15 protein-coding genes are annotated in these 18,463 nt (G+C 70.4%); 5 read left to right on the top strand and 10 right to left on the bottom strand.

Annotated elements, in window-relative coordinates:
* Window positions 1–40: 40 nt before the first annotated feature.
* Both D7X12_RS10145 and D7X12_RS10140 read right to left on the bottom strand, forming a co-directional pair.
* Complete coding sequence (locus D7X12_RS10145) at window positions 41–802, bottom strand: hypothetical protein (protein ID WP_120625064.1); 762 nt, start codon at window positions 800–802, stop codon at window positions 41–43.
* A gap of 4 nt (window positions 803–806) precedes the next feature.
* On the bottom strand, window positions 807–3,641 hold the full coding sequence (locus tag D7X12_RS10140; RefSeq protein WP_120625063.1) for an FG-GAP-like repeat-containing protein: 2,835 nt from the start codon (window positions 3,639–3,641) through the stop codon (window positions 807–809).
* Window positions 3,642–3,771: 130 nt separating this feature from the next.
* Here D7X12_RS10140 and D7X12_RS10135 point away from each other — a divergent pair, with 130 nt between their 5' ends.
* A complete protein-coding gene (locus D7X12_RS10135; RefSeq protein ID WP_120625081.1) occupies window positions 3,772–4,407 on the top strand; it encodes a hypothetical protein in 636 nt (211 codons plus the stop codon).
* 40 nt (window positions 4,408–4,447) lie between these two features.
* Here the strand turns inward: D7X12_RS10135 and D7X12_RS10130 are convergent, their stop codons facing one another.
* The 3 genes from D7X12_RS10130 to D7X12_RS10120 form a co-directional block, all read right to left on the bottom strand.
* Entirely contained in the window at window positions 4,448–4,846 is a 399-nt protein-coding gene (locus D7X12_RS10130; RefSeq protein ID WP_120625062.1) for an STAS/SEC14 domain-containing protein, read from the bottom strand.
* A 76-nt stretch (window positions 4,847–4,922) separates the two neighbouring features.
* Window positions 4,923–5,414 (bottom strand): CinA family protein, encoded by a 492-nt coding sequence (locus tag D7X12_RS10125; protein ID WP_120625061.1) that lies wholly within the window; start codon window positions 5,412–5,414, stop codon window positions 4,923–4,925.
* A complete protein-coding gene (locus tag D7X12_RS10120) occupies window positions 5,411–6,520 on the bottom strand; it encodes a GRAS family protein (protein WP_120625060.1) in 1,110 nt (369 codons plus the stop codon). The genes D7X12_RS10125 and D7X12_RS10120 overlap by 4 nt, the downstream gene beginning before the upstream one ends.
* 407 nt (window positions 6,521–6,927) lie before the next feature.
* Between D7X12_RS10120 and D7X12_RS10115 the strand changes: the two genes are divergently transcribed.
* The 3 genes from D7X12_RS10115 (at window position 6,928) to D7X12_RS10105 (ending at window position 11,657) form a co-directional block, all read left to right on the top strand.
* Window positions 6,928–9,687: a TonB-dependent receptor domain-containing protein gene (locus tag D7X12_RS10115; RefSeq protein WP_120625059.1), complete on the top strand. Its 2,760-nt coding sequence runs from the start codon at window positions 6,928–6,930 to the stop codon at window positions 9,685–9,687.
* A gap of 1 nt (window position 9,688) precedes the next feature.
* Complete coding sequence (locus D7X12_RS10110) at window positions 9,689–10,978, top strand: transthyretin-like family protein (RefSeq protein ID WP_120625058.1); 1,290 nt, start codon at window positions 9,689–9,691, stop codon at window positions 10,976–10,978.
* A 148-nt stretch (window positions 10,979–11,126) separates the two neighbouring features.
* Window positions 11,127–11,657, top strand: coding sequence for a hypothetical protein (locus tag D7X12_RS10105; protein ID WP_120625057.1), 531 nt, complete (start codon window positions 11,127–11,129; stop codon window positions 11,655–11,657).
* Here D7X12_RS10105 and D7X12_RS10100 read toward each other — a convergent pair.
* The gene (locus D7X12_RS10100; RefSeq protein ID WP_244224463.1) at window positions 11,626–12,855 is read right to left on the bottom strand and encodes a sensor histidine kinase; all 1,230 of its coding nucleotides are present in this window, start codon (window positions 12,853–12,855) and stop codon (window positions 11,626–11,628) included. The two genes, D7X12_RS10105 and D7X12_RS10100, sit on opposite strands and share 32 nt — an antisense overlap.
* A gap of 103 nt (window positions 12,856–12,958) precedes the next feature.
* Window positions 12,959–13,819 (bottom strand): hypothetical protein, encoded by an 861-nt coding sequence (locus D7X12_RS10095; protein ID WP_120625056.1) that lies wholly within the window; start codon window positions 13,817–13,819, stop codon window positions 12,959–12,961.
* 164 nt (window positions 13,820–13,983) lie between these two features.
* Here D7X12_RS10095 and D7X12_RS10090 point away from each other — a divergent pair, with 164 nt between their 5' ends.
* A complete protein-coding gene (locus D7X12_RS10090) occupies window positions 13,984–15,147 on the top strand; it encodes a hypothetical protein (protein WP_147443595.1) in 1,164 nt (387 codons plus the stop codon).
* Window positions 15,148–15,339: 192 nt separating this feature from the next.
* Here D7X12_RS10090 and D7X12_RS10085 read toward each other — a convergent pair whose 3' ends face one another.
* From D7X12_RS10085 to istA, 3 genes are all read right to left on the bottom strand, one after another.
* Window positions 15,340–15,729, bottom strand: a complete 390-nt coding sequence (locus D7X12_RS10085) for a DUF4240 domain-containing protein (RefSeq protein WP_120625054.1) — start codon at window positions 15,727–15,729, stop codon at window positions 15,340–15,342.
* 622 nt (window positions 15,730–16,351) lie between these two features.
* Entirely contained in the window at window positions 16,352–17,110 is a 759-nt protein-coding gene (gene istB / locus D7X12_RS10075) for an IS21-like element helper ATPase IstB (protein WP_120625052.1), read from the bottom strand.
* 141 nt (window positions 17,111–17,251) lie between these two features.
* The coding region (gene istA / locus D7X12_RS10070; RefSeq protein WP_120625051.1) for an IS21 family transposase at window positions 17,252–18,463 on the bottom strand (1,212 nt) is incomplete at its 5' end.

Raw genomic sequence — 18,463 nt, 5'->3', positions numbered from 1 at the left:
TCCGTGGGAACTTCGCTGCATCACGGCGGGGCTCCGCACTTCACGTCCCCACGCGGATCCGTGAGGCATCACGCTCACGGCGAGCCCCACGGCGAAGCTGTCCCCACACGCTGCGCCCCAGCGCTCGCAGCAGGTCCCAGCCCCGGATCTCCACCAGGCACACCAGCTCCTCGCCGTCGCCGTGGCCCGGGTTGCGCTCGGCGAAGTAGGCGATGTGCGGATGCCCTGCCGCGTCCCGGTCGATGGGCGAGACGCCGTCGCGCACGCGGTAGTGCGCCCCGTCGAAGCGCAGCGTGCCCCGGCCCGCGTCGTACTGCGCGCCGAACCACCGCGTCGCCAGCCCGTGCAGGAACTCCGAGCGGCCCGCAGGAGGCGCCCAGTCCCGGCGCGGGTGCGTGCGCGGGAAGTAGTTCACCGCCAGCAGGTACGTCTTGTAACCGCCCGACAGGAGCAGCCAGTACAACGGCCGCCACGGCCTGCGCAGCTTTCGCGCGAGCAGCAACCGGCCGAACACCACCTGCAACGTCTTGTGCCCCCACCAGTCCGGGTGGATGACCGTGTCGCCCGAATACAGCACCTCCACCCCGCCCTCCTCCGCGAGGCGCACCGTGCTGAACCCCACCAACTCCCCCGTGCGCCGCGCGTGCAGCAGGAACACGTACTGCTTCGCGTCCAGGTCCTCCTGGAAGCGCTCCGCGCTCACGCCCACGTAACAGCACTGCATCAACGCCAGCATCCGCGCCCGCGTGTCGGCATCCAGCTGCTCCCGCCGCACGGTGGTGCCCTTCATCGCGGAGAGCATCGCTTCAGCGTCCTCCGCGCCGAGCCGTGGGACCGGCGGGCTGACGCACTTCCTGATAGCGGTCCGCCTCCAACATCACCTCCTGCGGCTCCGCGCCATACCAGTGGATCATCGCCTTCACCGGCCCCGCATGAGAGCCCAGGCCGAAGTGCAGCCGGGGATCCGCCGATGCGGAGAAGCCTCCCATCAGCCCCACCTCGCGCACCTGCTCCACGCGCTGCCCGCCCTCCTCGTAGGAGATGACCACGCGCGTGCCCACCGCGCTGCGGTGCGTGCGCTGGCCGTCGCCCACGAGCGACAGCCCCACGAAGTGCGCAGCCGGCGCGGTCGCGCGCAGCGTGTTGCGGTACAGCGACACCGGCGCGTGCTGGTTCGTGACGAGCACGTCCAGGTCCCCGTCATCGTCCAGGTCCGCCATCAGCACGCCGCGCGAGTTGTCCGGCGCGTCGATGCCCACCTCCCGCGCCACGTCCACGAAGTGTCCCGGTCGCGCGTCGCCCAGGTTGAGATACACGCGGCGTGCCTCGTTCGGATAGAGCACGCGACCCCGGATGTCGCCCCACTTGTCCGCGTACGTGTGCACCTCCGGGCCGGACTGCATCAGCTTGTGGTTCACGTACCAGTAGTCGTTGCGCTGACCCTCCGGAATGCGCCACTTCGGCGCGTCCAGCCGCGCATCCACCATGCCGTTCGCCTGCACCAGGTCCAGCCACCCGTCGCCATCCAGGTCCCCCGCCGCCGCGCCCCAACCGAAGCGGCGCTCATTGAGCGCACCCCGGAAGGTGGCCTCGTCCTTGAAGCGGGGAACGAACGGGTCCTCGCCCGGGCCCACCATCCACAGGAGGCTGCCCTCCGCCTGGAGCGCGTGGTGCACGTTGGACACGTACACGTCCAACCACCCGTTGCGGTCGAAGTCGCCCACGCTCGAGTTCATGCCCTTGTACGTGTCGCGGCCCACCTCGCCGAAGCGCTTCCCCACGAGGTGGCGGAAGTGGCGCCCGCCCTCGTTCAGGTAGACGTCGTCCGGCCCGAAGTCGTTGGCCACGTAGACGTCCGTCCACCCGTCGCGGTTCAGGTCCACCGTGCTCACCGCGAGCGACCAGTGCGTCTGCTCAAGGCCCAGCGCCACCACGTCCTGCTTCTCGAACGTGCCGTCGCCGCGTCCCCGGTACAGCGCGTTGTGCCCGCCGTTGTTCGCGTCGTGCCAGCCGTCGTGCATGAAGCGCAGCATCCGCCGATCCCCCGTGTACTCCGGCGCGGGGAGCTGGAAGAGGTTGAGCGGCGTGGGCGTCGGATAGTCCGGCAGGTGCGTCGTCATCGCGTTGAGCACCAGCAGGTCCAGGTGCCCGTCCCGGTCGTAGTCCAGGAACGTGAGCCCCAGGCTCACCGCGTGGTCCGTCACCCCCGCCGCCTCCGTCACGTCCTCGAAGCCCGCCGTCCCCGTCTCGCGCAGCGTGTTGCGCAACAGCCGCACCGGCCCGAAGGCCACCGCCACCGCGAGGTCGGCGTCTCCGTCCCCATCCCAGTCCACGAAGGTGCCGCCGCCCGCCAGCCCCTCCTCTTTGTAGCGGGTGGCGAAGCGCTCCAGCGCGGGCACGGCGACCCGTTCGAAGCGCAGGTCGCCCAGGTTGCGGTAGAGGCCCGCGTGGTGCTCCGGCGTGCCCAGCGGGTGCGTGAGGAACAGGTCCAACCGTCCGTCCCCGTCGAAGTCCCCGGTGGCCACCGCATCTCCCACCGCCACCAGCCACTTGGCCACGTGGGCCACGCGCGGATCCAACTCCTCCAGCGTGTTCCCCATCGTGGAGGACAGGCCCGCGCGCGCCACGTCCTGCGAGTCCAGGTGGAACGCGAGCGGCGCCGAGCGCTCACCGGGCGCGGCCATCACCGCGTGCCCCGTGGCCAGCACCGCGCCCAGTCCTCCCACCACGCCCACGCGCCGGAGCACGTCCGGCGACCCGAGCCGGCGCAGCGACTCCCGGCCCCCCGCCCGCCATGCCGCCCGGGCATGCATGAACACGAAGCGACAGGTGGCCACGGTGAGCGCCGCGTAGAAGAACGTGTAGACGCTCTCCTTCAAGTGCAGCACCAGGTCCACGCAGGTGATGGCCAGGGCGAGCAGCACCTGCTCCTTGCGCGTCCCCGGCGACGTGGCCGGGTCGGTGAGCATGTAGAAGACGAAGATGAAGAACGAGGGCGCGCCCAGCGTGCCCAGGAAGAGCACCTCCGGCGGCAGATGGTGGCGCAGGATGAACGCGCGCAGCGCCGTCTGGAGCGCGTAGAAGCCGAGGAAGCTCACCACCAGCCATCCCCGCCCCACGCGGAAGAAGAACAACACCAGCGCCGCCATCACGATGAAGGCCGACAGCGCCACCTCGCCGTTGGCCCACTGGTAGGCGGGCGCCGCGGTGATGAGCTCGCGCGTGACGAGCAGCGACACCGCCACCGCGAACATCGACGGATTGAAGACGTGGCGCCCCTGGAAGGTCAGCACGTACTTGGAGCCGATGGCCAGCCAGACCGGCAGCCACAACAGCGTGCTCGCGTGCGAGTAGTTGAGCAGCAGCGCCAACGAGCAGCACGAGATGTACGCGGAGAGCGGCACCACCTTCTGCCGCTTGAGCAGCCAGCCGAGCGCCGCGTCCAGCAGCGTGCCGGAGACGACCAGGAAGGCCATCTGCCCGGGGCTGCGGTTGAAGCCGAAGAAGGTGAAGCCCAGCACGCCATAGAGCGTGAGCAACGCCGCGAAGGGCAGGCGCGGGTCGTTCCAGCGGGGGAAGACCCAGCCGTACAGGGTGATGCGGGGGGTGGGCAGCGCTGCCGCCGGGGTCTCAACGCTCATGGCATCCGCCTTCGCGGCGGATACTACATGGCGCTGCCTGCTTCGACAGACGCTCCTCGTGACTGTGTCACTGGGACTTCCTGGGCTACAAGTCGCCTCCGAACCTCTTGTGCCGGCCGCGCTCCTCCTGATGCTCTCTGCTTCGACCCGCGTGTTGCTGGTGCTGTGTCTGCTCGCATGCGCGGGCGCGGCGGTGTTCTTCCGGCGCAGGCAGAACGCAGGAGGCGGGCGCGGCGGGCGGATCTCCGGGCCCAAGGTGGCGTGGCTGCTGTACGCGGTCTTCCTCTGGTTCCTCGTGTGCCCGCTGGTGGCGTTGGATGCGTCCGTGCCCTTCGAGGCGCGCATCGTGCTGGGGTCCTTCGCGGTGTCCATGTGGCTGCGCGGGGCCGCGGAGCTCTACATGCTCTACGTGTCTCGCAACTGGCGGCCACCGTATGGCGTGGGGCATGACCTGGGGTGCATCGCGCTCGTGGGGGCGGGGCTCGTGTACACGGGGGAGAAGTGGGCGGGAGCGCTCGATGGGCGCGACCTGTGGGCGCTGGCGCTCGTGGGGCTGGTGCTGGTGACCCTCGTGGTGGAGGTCGCCTATGCGGCGCTGTTCCACCAGGCCGTCGAGGGACGCACCACGGGCGAGGACGGTGTGTGGTTCGCGGACGCGGAGCAGGCGCGCTTCCGGCGCATCAACCGGCTCACATTCGCGCTCAACGTGCCGCTGTATGCCGCGCTCGCGGGACTGCTCGCGGTGGGATTGGGTTTGAACGGGTGAGCCGTCACACCACGGGCTGACGCCAGATCAAAGACACCCCTCAGACCTGGAGCGCGACCCCCAGCTCCGCGTCTCCATTCAACAGCCAGGTGCGCGCCGCGGACTCCTGCCAGAAGCGGCGGAGGATCTTGTCCGTCCCACTGCCTGAAGCCACCCGGTTGAGCTGCAACGCCACAATCTGGTTCTGCACCAGCTCCGCCACCCGCGTCACCCCGGAGCGCAGGCCGTACTCCTGCACGCGACGGATGAGGTCCGCGGCCTCCGGCGACGCCGGCCGGAACGTGCGCAGGTCCGCTTCAATCTTGATGGGCTGCCCCGCGACCGTGTCTGTCGCCGCCTTCAGCTCCACCACGAAGCGCTCCATCTCCTCCAACCGGATGTAGCCCTCCAGGGCGAAGCTCACGATGGACTCCGCGCGATCCACGTCGATTCGAAACATCGGGCGCTCCCTTCCTGGAGCCTTCTTCACCCATCCGGCCCGCATGCACCAATGGCCTCCGGGATGGCCCGAGGTTTCAGGACTCCACGCTCACCCGCTCCAGAAGGAGGGCCAGCGCCCTCGCCGCCGCGGCCTGGCGCACCTGCCGCCGGTCCCCGGGAAACACGTAGCGCTCCACCACCGCCTCACCGCCCCGTCGGTGCACCGCGACGAACACCAGCCCCACCGGCTTCGCCTCCGTCCCACCTCCGGGCCCCGCGATGCCCGTCTCCGCCACCGCCCAGTCCGCCCGCGAACGCTCCAATGCCCCCGCGGCCATCGCGACCACCGCCTCCGCGCTCACCGACCCGTGCGCCTGCAACAGCGCCAGCGGCACCCCCAATTGCTCCCCCTTCGACTCGTTCGAGTACGGCACATAGCCGCGCTCCACCACCGCCGACGCCCCCGGCACGTCCGTCAGCGCCGCCGTGATGAGACCTCCCGTGCACGCCTCCGCGAGCACCAGCCTCACCCCCACCTCCCGACAGCGCGCGATGACCCGCGGCGCCAGCGCCTCCAGCTCACTCACGCGCCCTCCTTCGGCACCGCCGCCAGCACCGCCACCAACACGTCGTCCCGGAAGGTGATGCCCACCGTGCCGCCTTCCGCGCGCAGCCCCACCGCCGGGTGCATCCCCGGAGGACGCACCACTTCCACTCCGCCCCCCGGCGTGAAGCCCGCGCGCTCCAGCCGCTCCCACCACGACGTCGCCGTCTCGTGGCGCTCGCACCGCTCCGCCTCGTTCACCGTGCCCACGATGTCGTCCACCTCCCGGCCGAAGAAGCGCTTCATGGCGCGGCGCTCGTCGCCCGGCACCTCCAGCGTATCCAGCAACTGGAACACGCGGGAGAAGTGATGCCACGCATTGGCCAATCGCTCACGCGCCGGGGCCCGGTGGTGGTCCACGTTCGGCTCGCACAACACCACGCCCACCGGCTCCAGCGACGCAATCCTCCCGAGCACCCTGTCGCGCGCCTCGCCCTCCCGGGACGCCCCCTCCGCCACGTGGTGCAGCGCGAACGCCGCGTTCACCACCAGCGGCCTGCGCACCCCGCGCCACCGCGCCCACGTCGCCGGGGCCACGTCCTCCACCGGCGACTCCACCGCCTCGAACCCGAGCGACAGCCCCACCTCGCGCGCCACCGCCATCAGCGCCTGCCGCGCCTCGCACAGGCTGTCCCCGCTCGGGTCCACGCCCACCACCGTCAGGTGCCGGGGCAGCGCGCCCGCCGCCGCCAGCGCCCGCAGCAGGTTGCACTCCTGCCGCCCCTGGCCGATGCCCACGTCCAGCAGCGTCGCCTCCGCGTGGCCCCGCAGGAAGCCCGCGAGCAGCGTGTTCGCCACCGCGTCCGCCGCCGACGCCAACGGCAGGTGCTTCATCAACTTGCGGAACAGGTCGATCTGCGGCGCCCCACCATCCACGTCCGAGGCCCGGTACGGATGCAACGCCCCCGTCGGCCCCTCCAGCCTGCGCGACAACGCCGTGGCGAACACCGCGTAGTTCTCGTCCTCCGCCACCCGCTCCACATCCAGCATCCGGTACAGCCGGGCCAGCGCCTCCACCGTCGCCAGCGTCCGCGCTGACAGCACATGGTCCATCGCCTCGAGCAGCAGTTCATCCTTCGGCGTGCGCATGCGCCCTCCCCCGGAAACCCTGGCCGAGGCTTCCACTCGACTTGAAAAACTGTAACGACGCCCCTGTGCACGGCTCCAGGGGCACACACCGCGGGCCCACTCCCGCGTGCACGCGCGCACAGGGCGCCCGCCCCGGTGGACGGACTGGCGGAACCGGGGGGCGATGACGGTGCGCGCGGGGGAGGCCCGCCGGCCTGGGACCTGGGGCCGGTAGCGTTTCAGCAAGAATGCACTGCCCGGATTGCCTGCTAAGGCCGTATGAAGGCATTTATCGGCGTTTCCACCCAGGGCCGGGGGAGGAGCGCCGGTTGCATCTGGGTGGCCCGCATGGCTGCACGCAGGGGTGGCATCGGTCCGAGACGCACGGGTGACAGCTTCGCGGGGCGCCGGTGTTGAAGCGTCCAGCGATGGGGCTCCCCGGCACCTTCCTCCTGGGGTCCGCCTTCGTGCTGCTGCTCGGCACCGCGGCGCGCGCACAGGGTGTTCCGTCCTCCACCAGCGAGCTGCGCGCGGTGGAGGTGGACATCCAGTCCACCGACGGCGGGCAGACCCTCTCCGCCGAGGACGCCCAGCGCCTGGGGCTCTCCCCGGACGCGGGTGACACGGCGCTCGTGCCCCCCACCCTCACCGCCGACGCGCCCGCCGCGTGGCCCGAAGGGCTGGAGGGCACCCCGGGCGAGGTGGAGCTGGAGCTGCTGGTGGACGTGGACGGCCGCGTCGCGGAGACGAAGGTGGTCCGCGCCGCCTCCGAGCCGCGCCTCACCGACGCGGCGCTCGCCGCCGCCCCGGGCCTGCGCTTCACCCCGGCCACGCTGGGCGGTCTGCCCGTGGCGGTGCGCCTGCCCTTCCTCTACCGCTTCACGCCGCCCGTGCAGGTCCCCGCCGCCACCACGCGCCTCACCGGCGAGGTGCGCGCCCGGGGCACCCGCAGGCCCCTGGCCGACGCGGCCCTCTTCGTGGACGGGGCCCCGGAGCCCGCGGGCACCACCGACGCGCAGGGCCGCTTCACGGTGGACGTGACGCCGGGCGCGCACCGCCTGGAGGTCCGCGCGCCGGGCCACGCGACGACAAGCTTCGAGGAGAAGCTGGAAGCGGGCCAGACGCTCCAGGTCGTCTACCGCCTCCAGCCGCGCGTGGTGAACCCGTACGAAACCGTGGTGCGCGACGAGCGCCCGCGCACGGAGGTCACCCGCATCAGCCTGCACGAGCAGGAGATCCGCGAGGTGCCCGGCACGCAGGGCGACCCCTTCCGCGTGGTGATGCTGATGCCCGGCGTGGGCAGCCTCGCGTCCGGCATCAGCTACCCCGTCGTGCGCGGCAGCCAGCCGGCGGCCACCGGGTTCTTCCTCGACGGCGTGCGCATCCCGATGCTGTACCACCTGCTGCTCGGGCCCGCGGTCATCCACCCGGACTTCATCGACACCGTGGACTTCCATCCGGGCGCGCCGCCGGTGCAGTTCGGCCGCCTGCTGGGGGGCGCGGTGGAGGGACGTCTCAGCCGGCCGCGCGAGGACCGGCTGCACTTCACCGCGTACGCGGACCTGCTCAACGCGGGCGGCTTCATCGAGCAGCCCTTCGCCTCCACCGGCACCAGCGTCAGCCTGGCCGGCCGCGTCAGCTACTCCGCGCTGCTCATCTCGCTGGCGGCCAACGCCCTCAACAACAAGGGCGCGGAGCAGCTGCGCGCGGGCTTCTGGGACTACCAGGCGCGCGTGGAGCAGAAGGTGGGCCAGGGCCGCCTGCGCCTGTTCGCGCTGGGCAGCTCCGACGACGTGGGCCTGTCGCCCGAGCTGAAGGAAGCCGCGGAGGGGGGCGGCGTCACGTCCCGGTTCCACCGCATCGACCTGCGCGGCACGCACCCGCTGGCGGGCGGAGAGGGCGAGCTTGGCGTCACGCTGGGCTGGGACGGCCTGGGCCTCGTCGGCGAGCAGACGCAGCTCACTGGAGGCAACCTCGTCCGCCAGTCCGTGGGCGAGTACGGCCTTGAGCAGACGAGCCTCGCCGCGCGCACCGCATGGCGCCGCGTGCTCACCGACACGCTGGAGGTGGCGGTGGGCGCGGACGTGGAGAACCGCCGCTCGGCCACCACCATCACCGGCACCGCGCGGCCCCCGGGCTGGCAGCCTTCCGACGAAGCGGATCCGCTCAAGCGGCCCTCCGCCATCGCCACCTTCTCCGGCGCGTACGCGTCCGTCACCTGGAGGCCCACCGAGAAGTGGGTGGTGTCCCCGGGCCTGCGCGTGGACGCGTACCACCTGGTGCCGGGCATGACGTTCACCGCGGTGGAGCCGCGCCTGTCCGTGCGCCATTCGCTGACGGACACCCTCACGCTCAAGGGCGGCGCGGGCCTGTTCCACCAGCCGCCCACCGTGCTCTTGCACCTGCCCGCCATCGACACCGCCAGCCTGCGCTACGGCCTCCAGTCCGGCGCGCAGTTCGACGTGGGCGCGGAGTGGAAGGCCCTGGAGGGATTGGAGCTGAGCGCGGACGCGTACTTCAACCCGCTGTCGCGCGCGGTGGAGTTCGACCTGTTGGACGTGGCGGAGAACCGCCGGCGCCGGGGCAGCCTGGGCGCGGACCCCGCGACGACGGGCTACGCCTACGGCCTGGACCTGATGGCGCGCCATCCGCTGGGCAATCACTGGTTCGGCTGGGTGTCCTACAGCTTCCTGCAGAGCCGACGGAAGGTGCGCTTCTCCCGCTACGGTGACGACAACCGGGTGGTGGAGACGGTGGAGGGAGAGCTGCCCTTCGCCTTCGAACAGGCGCACGTCTTCAACGCCGCGCTCAGCTACAAGTTCGGCAACAACTGGACGGTGGGCACGGTGGTGCACTTCAACACCGGCCGCCCGGAGTCGGGGCAGATCACCTCGCAGTCGCAGCGCTACGTGCAGGGGCCGGACGACTCGCGCAACTGGGTGCGCCAGGATCTGGACCGCGCTGGCCGGCTGTCGTCGTTCTTCCGCGTGGATGCGCGCATCGCGAAGTCGTGGGCCTACCAGGACTTCACGCTGGACGCGTCGCTGGACGTGCTCAACCTCTCCGCGCAGCAGGAGGTCATCGCCTACGAGTACCGCTTCGACGGCCCGGAGGGCGTCGAGCCCACGCGCGCCCCCCTCCAGATTCCCATCATCGTCCCCCTCTTCGGGCTCAAGGCGACCTACTGACATGCGCCACGCACCGCTCCCCTTCCTGCGCCTGGGTCTGGGCCTCCTGGCCTTCTTCACCCTCACCGGCTGCGAGCGCTACCCGGAGGACCCCATCTTCGCCTACGGCCGCGTGCTCCAGCCGGACGGCACGCCGCACGCCGGCCAGTCGCTGACGCTCGAGCTCCAGCAGGACGGCGGCTACGCGCCGCTGGACACCACCACCACCGACGCCCGGGGCGAGTTCACCTTCGAGCTGCTCTCCGGCGACTCCATGAAGCAGGTGGACTACGGCCAGGAGAAGGCCCGGCTGCGGGTGGGGCTGCCGTTGGACGAGGCGGGGCGGGGCATGTTCGCCCTGCTCTACATCGACGACGACGTGGAGCTGCCCACGCTCCAGCCGTGGGACGCCCACCCGCGCGTGGAGTCAGGGCCCCAGGGCACCACCGTGGCCTTCCCGCCCGCGCCCGCGCCGCTGGCGAAGCCGGAGACGGCGAGGTTCGGGGACCTCGTCTTCGACGACGGGACCGCCCAGCCCCTCCTCCCTTCGCCCCCGGAGCCCAGGGTGTTCCTCACCACGGGTGACGCGCCGCTGTGGCAGCAGCGGGTCACGACGTCCCCGTGGACCGCGTCCCCCTACGTGCTGGAGGACTTCGCCGCGCCCCGGGTGCAGCTGCGCGCCGCCAGCGTGGGCGCATGGTACTTCGACCCCCTGGGCGGAGAGCCTGGCGGCGTGGACTTCCGGGTGGAGTGGCGCACCGCGCACGAGCCCCTGCCCGCCGGGGCCCTGCGCCCCCTGAGCCGGGGCGCGACCTGCGAGTCCCACTTCCCTGGCACCTGCCCCTGGACGGACGGATTGCTGGAGTCCGTGGACGTCGAGACCCAGGTGACCGCCTCGCAGTCGCTCACCCTCGTCTTCTCCCTGCCCCGGTCCGGGCTCCCCCGCCACGCGGTGGTGCGTGGCCTGCGCTACCTCCAGGGCTATGAAGGCAAGGAGTGGCTCCTGCTGGAGGGCAGCGAGGACGGCAAGCAGTGGCGGCCGCTCACCCGGACCGTCGTGCGAGAGGTCGAGCGGAGCACCGACGCGCTCCGCTTCATGTATTCGCAGTACCTCTCGCTCACGCGAGAGGACTCTCCCTATGGAGACCTTCCCCTGGCCTTGGGGATCGAGACGTCGGTGTTCGCCGAGGCGCCCCTCGCCGACGGCGCGCCCGTCCGCTTCGTCCGGCTGTCCGTGGAAACCCTTACGTTCGGAGGGGGCACGCGGCTCGTCGGGCTCTCGTCGCTCGCGGAGCTGTCCGTCTTTGAGTAGGCCCGCGCGCGCAATGGCCATCCAACCCATTGGGATTGCTTGGGTGGGATGCAACCGGGCAGACCGTGCAATCAAATAAATCAAGAAAGAAAGGCTAGCGCGTTCTTCTCATGGAGCACTGCACCCACCCGCAACCGAGGAGGGACCAATGATCAAGCTGACCTGGACGTATGGGCAGCTCCTCAGGGGCCTGGTGGAGATGGTGCGGCGGGTCCTGCTGGTGCAGCTGCTCTTCCTGGCGCCGTGCTTCTGGTTGCTGGAGCTGTCGCAGAACGTGGCGTTCCGGTGGATGAACGGGGACTGGGGTTGGGTCTACCCGGAGTCGCCGCACCGCTGGTTCTCCATCGTCAGCCTGGGGATGTGGAGCGGCGCGGTGCTGGTGCTGTGGGCCCTGCACAAGTACTGGTTCCGGCCGCTGCGGGTGGCGTCCTGGCAGCGGGTGCTGTGGGCCACCGCGCTGTGCTGGACGGGCCAGTGGCTGGGCGGCTTCGTGGCGGCGGAGGTGTTCCACCACCCGCTCCAGGTCTGGCCCGGCACCCGGCTGGTCTACGTGAGCTTCAGCGCGCTGTTCTTCTGGGCGGCCACGGCGCTGCTCTACCAGCTGGTCGCGCCGGACCCCGAGCCGCTGGAGTCCTCCAAGCCGGGCTTCACGCGCGCGGAGCGTCCAGCGGGAGCCTGAGCCGAGCGCGGCAGCCGCGCCCGTCGGTGCGGTTCTCCAATCGCAGACTGCCGCCGTGCGCTTCGGCAATCTGCCGGCTGAGCGCCAGGCCAATGCCATTGCCCTGCGGTTTGGTGGTGAAGAAGGGCACGAAGAGGTTCGCGGTGTCCGCCAGGCCCGGGCCCTCGTCCTCCACCCAGACCTCCACCGCGCCGGGCGCGTGCACCGCCCAGGAAACCCAGACACCGCCCGCGCCCCCTTCATTGGACAGCACCGCGTCCACGGCGTTGCGCACCAGGTTGATGAGCAATTGCTCCAGCTGGTCGCCATCCCCTGGCACCGTGAGCGCGGGGCCGGAGCGCACCGCCACCACAAGGCGCGGCTCCAGCGCCACCACGCGCCGCACCCAGGGCTCCACCTCCACCGTGCCCGGCGTGGGCGGCGGCAGGCGGGCCAGCCGCGCGTGGGCGGACATGAAGCGCGCCAGGGACTCCGCCCTGCGGGCGATGATGCCCAGCCCATGCCGCGTGTCCTCCTCCCAGTCCGCGGGGCGCGGAACCTGGGCCACCAGGTCCTTCAGCGCGTCCGCGATGGACTGGATGGGCGTGAGCGAGTGGTTGATTTCATGGCTGAGCACGCGCACCAGCCGGCGCCACGCCTCGCGCTCCTCCTCGCGCAATGCCAGACGCAGGTCCGTGAGCACCACCAGCTGGTGCGGCTGGCCGCCCTCCCGGAACATCCCCCGCCACAGCTCGTAGGGGCCGCCCTCCTGCGCGAAGGCGCGCGTGAGCCTGCGCGGCGCGGGGCCCTCCAGCAGCTCCCCGCAGCCCAGCGCTTCGGCCCGCTGTCCCAGCAGCTGCGCGCGCGGCAGGCCCACGAGCCGGGCGCCCGCGCGGTTCACCAGCTTGAGCGTGCCCGCTGCGTCGAAGGCGAGCACCGCCACGTCGATGGCCTCCATCACCTGCCCGAGCCGCGCGCCCGCCTCCATCGCGCCCAGCCGCTGCTCGCGCAGCGTGTCCCCCAGCGCGTTGACCTCCAGGAGCACCTCACCCAATGGGTCGCCCGGCAGCTCGCCCCGGCCGCGCACGGAGTAGTCCCCTTCACGCAGCGCGGCCAGCAGGCCCACCGTGATGGCCACGAGCACGACCAGGCCCAGGGCGCTCCGGCGCTCCGGCGCTCCGGGTGGCGGAGGCTTCGGCGTGGACCTTGTCGCCGCCAAAGTCCTTCCACGGCGCTCCGGGTGCCGCGGTCAGCAGCATCGTGTCCTTCAGCAGCGCGTCGAGATTCGGCATGGGTCGGAGGGTGTCTCGCGAGGAGGAGGTTCAGGGCAGGGCCGGCATGGATTCAACGGTCCAACCCACGGGCCGCGACAGGGAGACGGGCGCGGCGTCCTCCAGGACCTCCAGCAGCGTGTAGACCTCCTTGCCGGAGCGGGGGATGAAGACCTCCCCCGCATCGTCTGCGACGAACTCACGCGCCACGCCATCCGGGCACTGCACGCGCACGCGGCAGTGGGGGATGGGGTTCTGGTCCACCGTGTCGTCCACGATGCGGAAGGCGGGAAGCCCGGGCGTGAGGCGGAAGGAGCCGGAGATGCGGGGGGGCTCACAGGCGGTGACGGCAAGGCAGAAGGGGGTGTTCAGCAGCAGGTCGGGCAGCTTGTCCTTGAGGCGCACCTCGCCCGGCTTCGCCGGGAAGGGCTGCTGGAGGAAGAAGCTGATGTGGCCCTCCTCCGTGTCACGCGCCTCCTGGTTGAAGCCCGTGCTGCTGCGCTCCCAGGAGTGGGTCGCCAGCTTGATTCCAAACTTGTCATCGTCCCGGGTATGGAAGTTGGTCTGGTGTCCTTCGTCTGGATAGATTTCCAGGTTGACGGAGCCCGGTGTCGTGTTTCCGGTGAAATCCTTCCGCGTGCCCGTCTCCCAGGCGCCCGACCCCTTCCCCCCCGACATCCCCGACAGCGACCAACCCGAAACCCGGAGGCTCACCTTGGGGTTGGAGAAGGTGGGGCGCACGCTGAACGGCATGCGTTGAAGTTGGAACGTGCCCACGATGACGTAGTCGGTGCTGTGCGACGTGAAGAGGGGATCCTTCTCCTGTCCAGGCTCCTTCTTCCGGAAGGCATGCGAGACGGTCATGCGCAGACGGCAGAACACATAGGGGACGTCGAACCAGGGGCTGGACATGGGGACAGGACTCGTGAGCGCGCGCGGAGGCGTGGAAGGTATCACGCCGCCCGTGGCTCACGCCGACACGGGGCGCCGCGGACGGTCCGCTGCCGGTGAATAACGACAGCGTCGGGCCGTCTGGTGGTTCGCCTCATTTCCCACACCCTTTCGAGGACCCCTTCATGCGCCCCAGTGCTCTCCGGGTGCGTGCCAGCATGCTGCTGGCCGCGACCCTGTTGCCCCTGTCGTCCCTGGCCGACCCGCTGCACCTGAAGCTCACGCAGGTGAGCAGCGAGGTGGACGCGGACGGGCTGAGCGCTCCCACGGTGGAGGCGCGGACGCGGTATGGCCTGGACGAGGCGCTGCGGCAGACGGGCTCCGCCGAGCTGGTGGTGGATCCGGAGGCAGAAGGGGCGGCGGACCTGATCATCACCGCGAAGGTGACGCGCGCGGGGAAGAAGTACCGGCTGAGCTATCAATTGCAGACAACCGAGAAGCCGGTGCGCACCAAGACGCTCTCCTATGAGTTCGTCAATCCCAGCCTGAGCGACAAGGGCTCGGTGGCGATGGCGCAGGCGCTGCTCGCGGAGGCCGGGAAGATGGAGGTCGTCCCGCGCCAGGAGGTGCCGGTGGCCACGGCGGAGGGCGGCGGGACGTCCACGGGCAACGGCCGCGCGGTGGTCGCGGAGGCGCCGGAAGTTTCGCGGGTCCCGGAGGAGCCCGGGTCACGGGAGTACCGGAGCGCGGAGGGCCCGGAGTTCGCGGCGGTGGATGCGCCGATGACGGATGGGATGTCGCAGGACTCGATGGGGCGCGACAGCTCCGACTCGGTGGATCGCCGTCCCTCCCGCCGCCGTGGCCGGACGAACCTGGACCTGGGCGTGGCGCTGGGCTTCAACAGCCCGTCGGGCATCTTCGGAGGGGAGCTGGAGTACCGGGTGGCGCCGTGGCTGGGCCTCAACGTGAGCGGCGGCACGGGCGCGTGGGGTCTGCGCGTGGGTCCCCTGGTCCGGCTGTATCCGTTTGGCGAGGTGTCCACGAGCCCCTTCGTGGAGGCGGGCACCAGCTTCAACCTGGGCGGCGAGGCGACCACGGAGATCAACGGAGGCGAGGTCCGCTACACGGACATGCTGATGACGCCGGTGGCGACGGCGGCCATCGGCCTGCGCCAGGCGATGGGGCCCATGTACCTGGGCCTGCGCGTGGGCTGGGGCTTCCGGCTGCGCGAGGACAACTGGACCGTGCGCGACGGCGGGCAGCAGGACTTCCTCACCCGGGCCGCGCTGGACCTGTCCCAGCACGGTGGGTTCCTGACCAGCATCACGCTGGGCATGTCGCTGTTCTAGGCGGCTTCGGCGGGGCCTGTGAGGACCATGGGCCCCTCCCGAAAGGCCGCCGCTTACGGTCAGGCCTCCTCGTCGGGCAAGAGCGTGCGAAGCAGTTCGTCGTCGGGACCGAGCGGGCGGGTGGATCGACGTCGCAGTCAGCGCTACGTCATGACCGTGAGCACGCGCTCGGAAGGCAGGGCTCGACCCGGCTCAGTAGAAGTCCAGTTCCTTGCCGAACCGCTCGTAGAACACCCTTCCCGGAATGTGATGCATGAGAGCGGGGTCCCCTACGTGGACGTGGCGCGGAATCGAGTCGGGGTTCTTGAGCACTGCGTCGTAGAGCGCACGCCCTTGCGCAACGACCCAGTAGGCGACGTCCATCACGCCATCCTCGGATTCACCGGCCTCGTAGAGCAAGGCGTCGAAGGGCTCGCCCCTGAGCACGGAGGTGGCCAGCACGAACTCTTTGTGGAAGCGGGCGACCTCCTCTTCGGACAGGTCCCACAAGATATCCCGCAACTTCAGGCGGTCTTGGCCCGCGCGCTCAATGATGGACCAGAACCCGTCCGAAATGTCCTCGCCAAGGCCGTCCTCGCTCACTTACTGCCCTCCCCCGTCTTCACGTAGGTCTCGCCGTCCCACACGTAGCCCTGCTCCGCGGTGGTGGACTGATAGACGCCTGGCACGCCGGGACCGGGCCGTCCAAGTCGGCCGCCTGTGTTATCCCATGGAAGTCTGTGCCCCTGGCCTTCAAGCTGAGCGCGCACCTGCGCCTCAAGGTATTCGATGGACCGCGATGAGTCCTTCGGCACGGTCCACGTATCAAGCTCAAGCTCGCGTCCCGTCCTCCTGGCGGCCCTTGCGTAGGGCTCGAATCGACCTTCCCACGTAGCGATTTCTGTCTTGCCCACCTTCAAAAGCTCCCCGCTCTTCTTGTCGCGGAGAACGTACAGCACACCTTCCTGCCCCTCTTGCCACTGTGTACTCCGCCAGTCTCCGGTGTGTGGGAGCGTCTGCTGGGTCTGCGATGGGAGAATGACACTCGGCGGAGTCCGCAAGTTCACTCGGAACAGGCGGAACATGCCCGCTTCCGTGGGCCCCAGCCCCGGATGGAACTCGAAGTGCGTATTCCGGCGATGGTGAGCACCCATTCCAGCTCAAGCCGAGCAGCCGTTCCGGCCAAGGCGAGCAGTCGGAGCGTCAGCGACGCTGGGACGTTCCATCACTTCACCTGCTTACGAGCCTTCGTCAAATTCGCGTCCGCCTTGCGGATGGAGTCTCCGGCGAGCCGGAGGCGGTGGGCGTTGTGGACGAGCCGGTCGAGGATGGCGTCGGCCAGCGTCGCGTCGCCAATGACGGCGTGCCAGTCCTTGGGCTCCAGTTGGGAGGTCACCACCGTCGAGGACTGGTGGTAGCGGTCCTCCAAGACTTCGAGCAGTTCCTTGCGCTCCGCCGAGCCCAGCGGCTCCAGGCCGAAGTCGTCGAGGATGAGCACCTGGGCCTTGGCCAGCCGTTTGAGCGCGTGCGGGTGCGTGCCGTCCGCGCGGGCCTGGGCCAGCTCATCGAAGAGGCGTGAAGCGCGGCGGTACACGACGCTGTAGCCGTCACGGCACGCCTTCTGTCCCAGCGCGCACGCCAGGTAGCTCTTGCCCACGCCGGTAGGTCCGGTCAGCAGCACGTTCTGCCTGTCGGCCACCCACTTCGAGGTGGACAGCTCCAGCACCTGCGGCTTCGTCAGTCCCCGGGCGTGGGCGTAGTCGATGTCCTCCAGGCACGCCTGCTGGCGCAGCTTCGCGTGCTGCAGGCGCGAGGTGAGCTTCTTGTTCTCCCGGTACATCCACTCCGCGTCCGCCAAGAGGCCCACCAGGTCCGTGGCGCTCAGGCCTTTGTCGCCAGGCTTCTCCACCCAGCTGCGCAGGTAGTTGGCCATGCCGTGCAGCTTCATCGCGTTGAGCTTCTCCAGCGTCTGGTCCACCAGCATCTCTTGCTCTCTTTCGGTCTCGTCGTCCGGCCTGCGCGCGCCCTGGTGCCAGGGCGCGCGCAGGCCACCTCCGATGCTGGGAGACTCAGGACCAGCACCGCCGGGGAATGTCCGCGCACGGCCGTCAAGCCACGCGTGCTGTCAGTGGTAGTAGTGGGCGCCGCGCACGTTCTCGTGCTCGGGCAGCGGGCCCTTGTCGGCCGTCGTCTCGTCGGTGTCCTCGAGGCGGTGCTGGAGGATGGCGACGACGGACTTGTAGCTGATGGCGCGGTGGCGCAGGGCGCGGGCGCACGCCTTCTCCACGCGAGGCTTGCCGTACTTCTTCTCGTCGGCCAGGCGCAGCACGCCCAGCGCCGAGCGGAAGCCCTGCTGCGGGTGGGGCCGCTTCGTCATGAGCTCCTCCACCAGCTTCGCGCACGAGGGGCCCACGCCTTCGGCCCAGCGGATGAGGCGCGAGGGTGTCCACTCCGCGTGCTGCCGGTGGGAGGCGGGCATGTGCTCGGGCTGCGTGGTGAAGCGCCCCTTCTCCAGGCTGCGCACGTGGCTGGCCACGCGGCGGCCCCCGAGGAAGACTTCGACGCAGCCTTCCGTGTGGCGCACCTCCACCGGCTTGCCCACCAGCGTGTACGGCACGCTGTACCCGTGGCCCTCCAGCTCCACGTGGTAGTCGATATTGACGCGCGCCTTCTTCCAGAAGGCCAGCTCGTACGGCCGCGCCGGCAGGGTCCGCAGCGTGGTGCGCTCCACCTGCTCGAAGAGTTCCCAGCGCGACGTGCCCAGCTTGCGCATGGGCCGCGTGTTGAGCTTCTCCAGCAACGGCCTCACCGCCTCCTGCACCTGGGCCAGCGACGTGAAGTTCCGGTGGCGCAGCGCCGCCAGAATCCACCGCTCCGCCAGCAGCACGCCCACCTCCACCTTGGCCTTGTCCCGAGGCCGCCGCGGGCGCGCGGGCAGAATCGCGAAGCCGTAGTGCCGCGCCAGGTCCGCATACGTGGGGTTCAAGTCCGGCTCGTACCGGTGCGCCCGGGTGACGCCTGACTTGAGGTTGTCGGGCACCACCAACTCGGTGACACCGCCGAAGTACTCGAAGGCCCGCACGTGGCAGCCCACCCACGTGGGCACGTCCTCGCTGAAGACGGGCTCCACGTACGTCAGGTTGCTGGCCCCCAGCACCGCCACGAAGAGCTTCGCCACCCGCACCTGGCCCGTGGCCGCGTCCACCACCCGCACCCCGTCCCCACTGAAGTCCACGAAGCACTTCTCCCCGGCGCGGTGCTCCTGGCGCAGGGTGACGCTGGAGGCGGCCAGCCACCGCCCGTACCTCTCGCAGAAGCGGCTGTACTGGTAGCCGCC

This window comes from Corallococcus sicarius, assembly GCF_003611735.1.
GTDB classification, from domain to species: Bacteria; Myxococcota; Myxococcia; order Myxococcales; family Myxococcaceae; genus Corallococcus; species Corallococcus sicarius.
The sequence above is the reverse complement of the archived record's forward strand: the minus strand, read 5'-3'. Positions and strand labels throughout refer to the sequence as shown.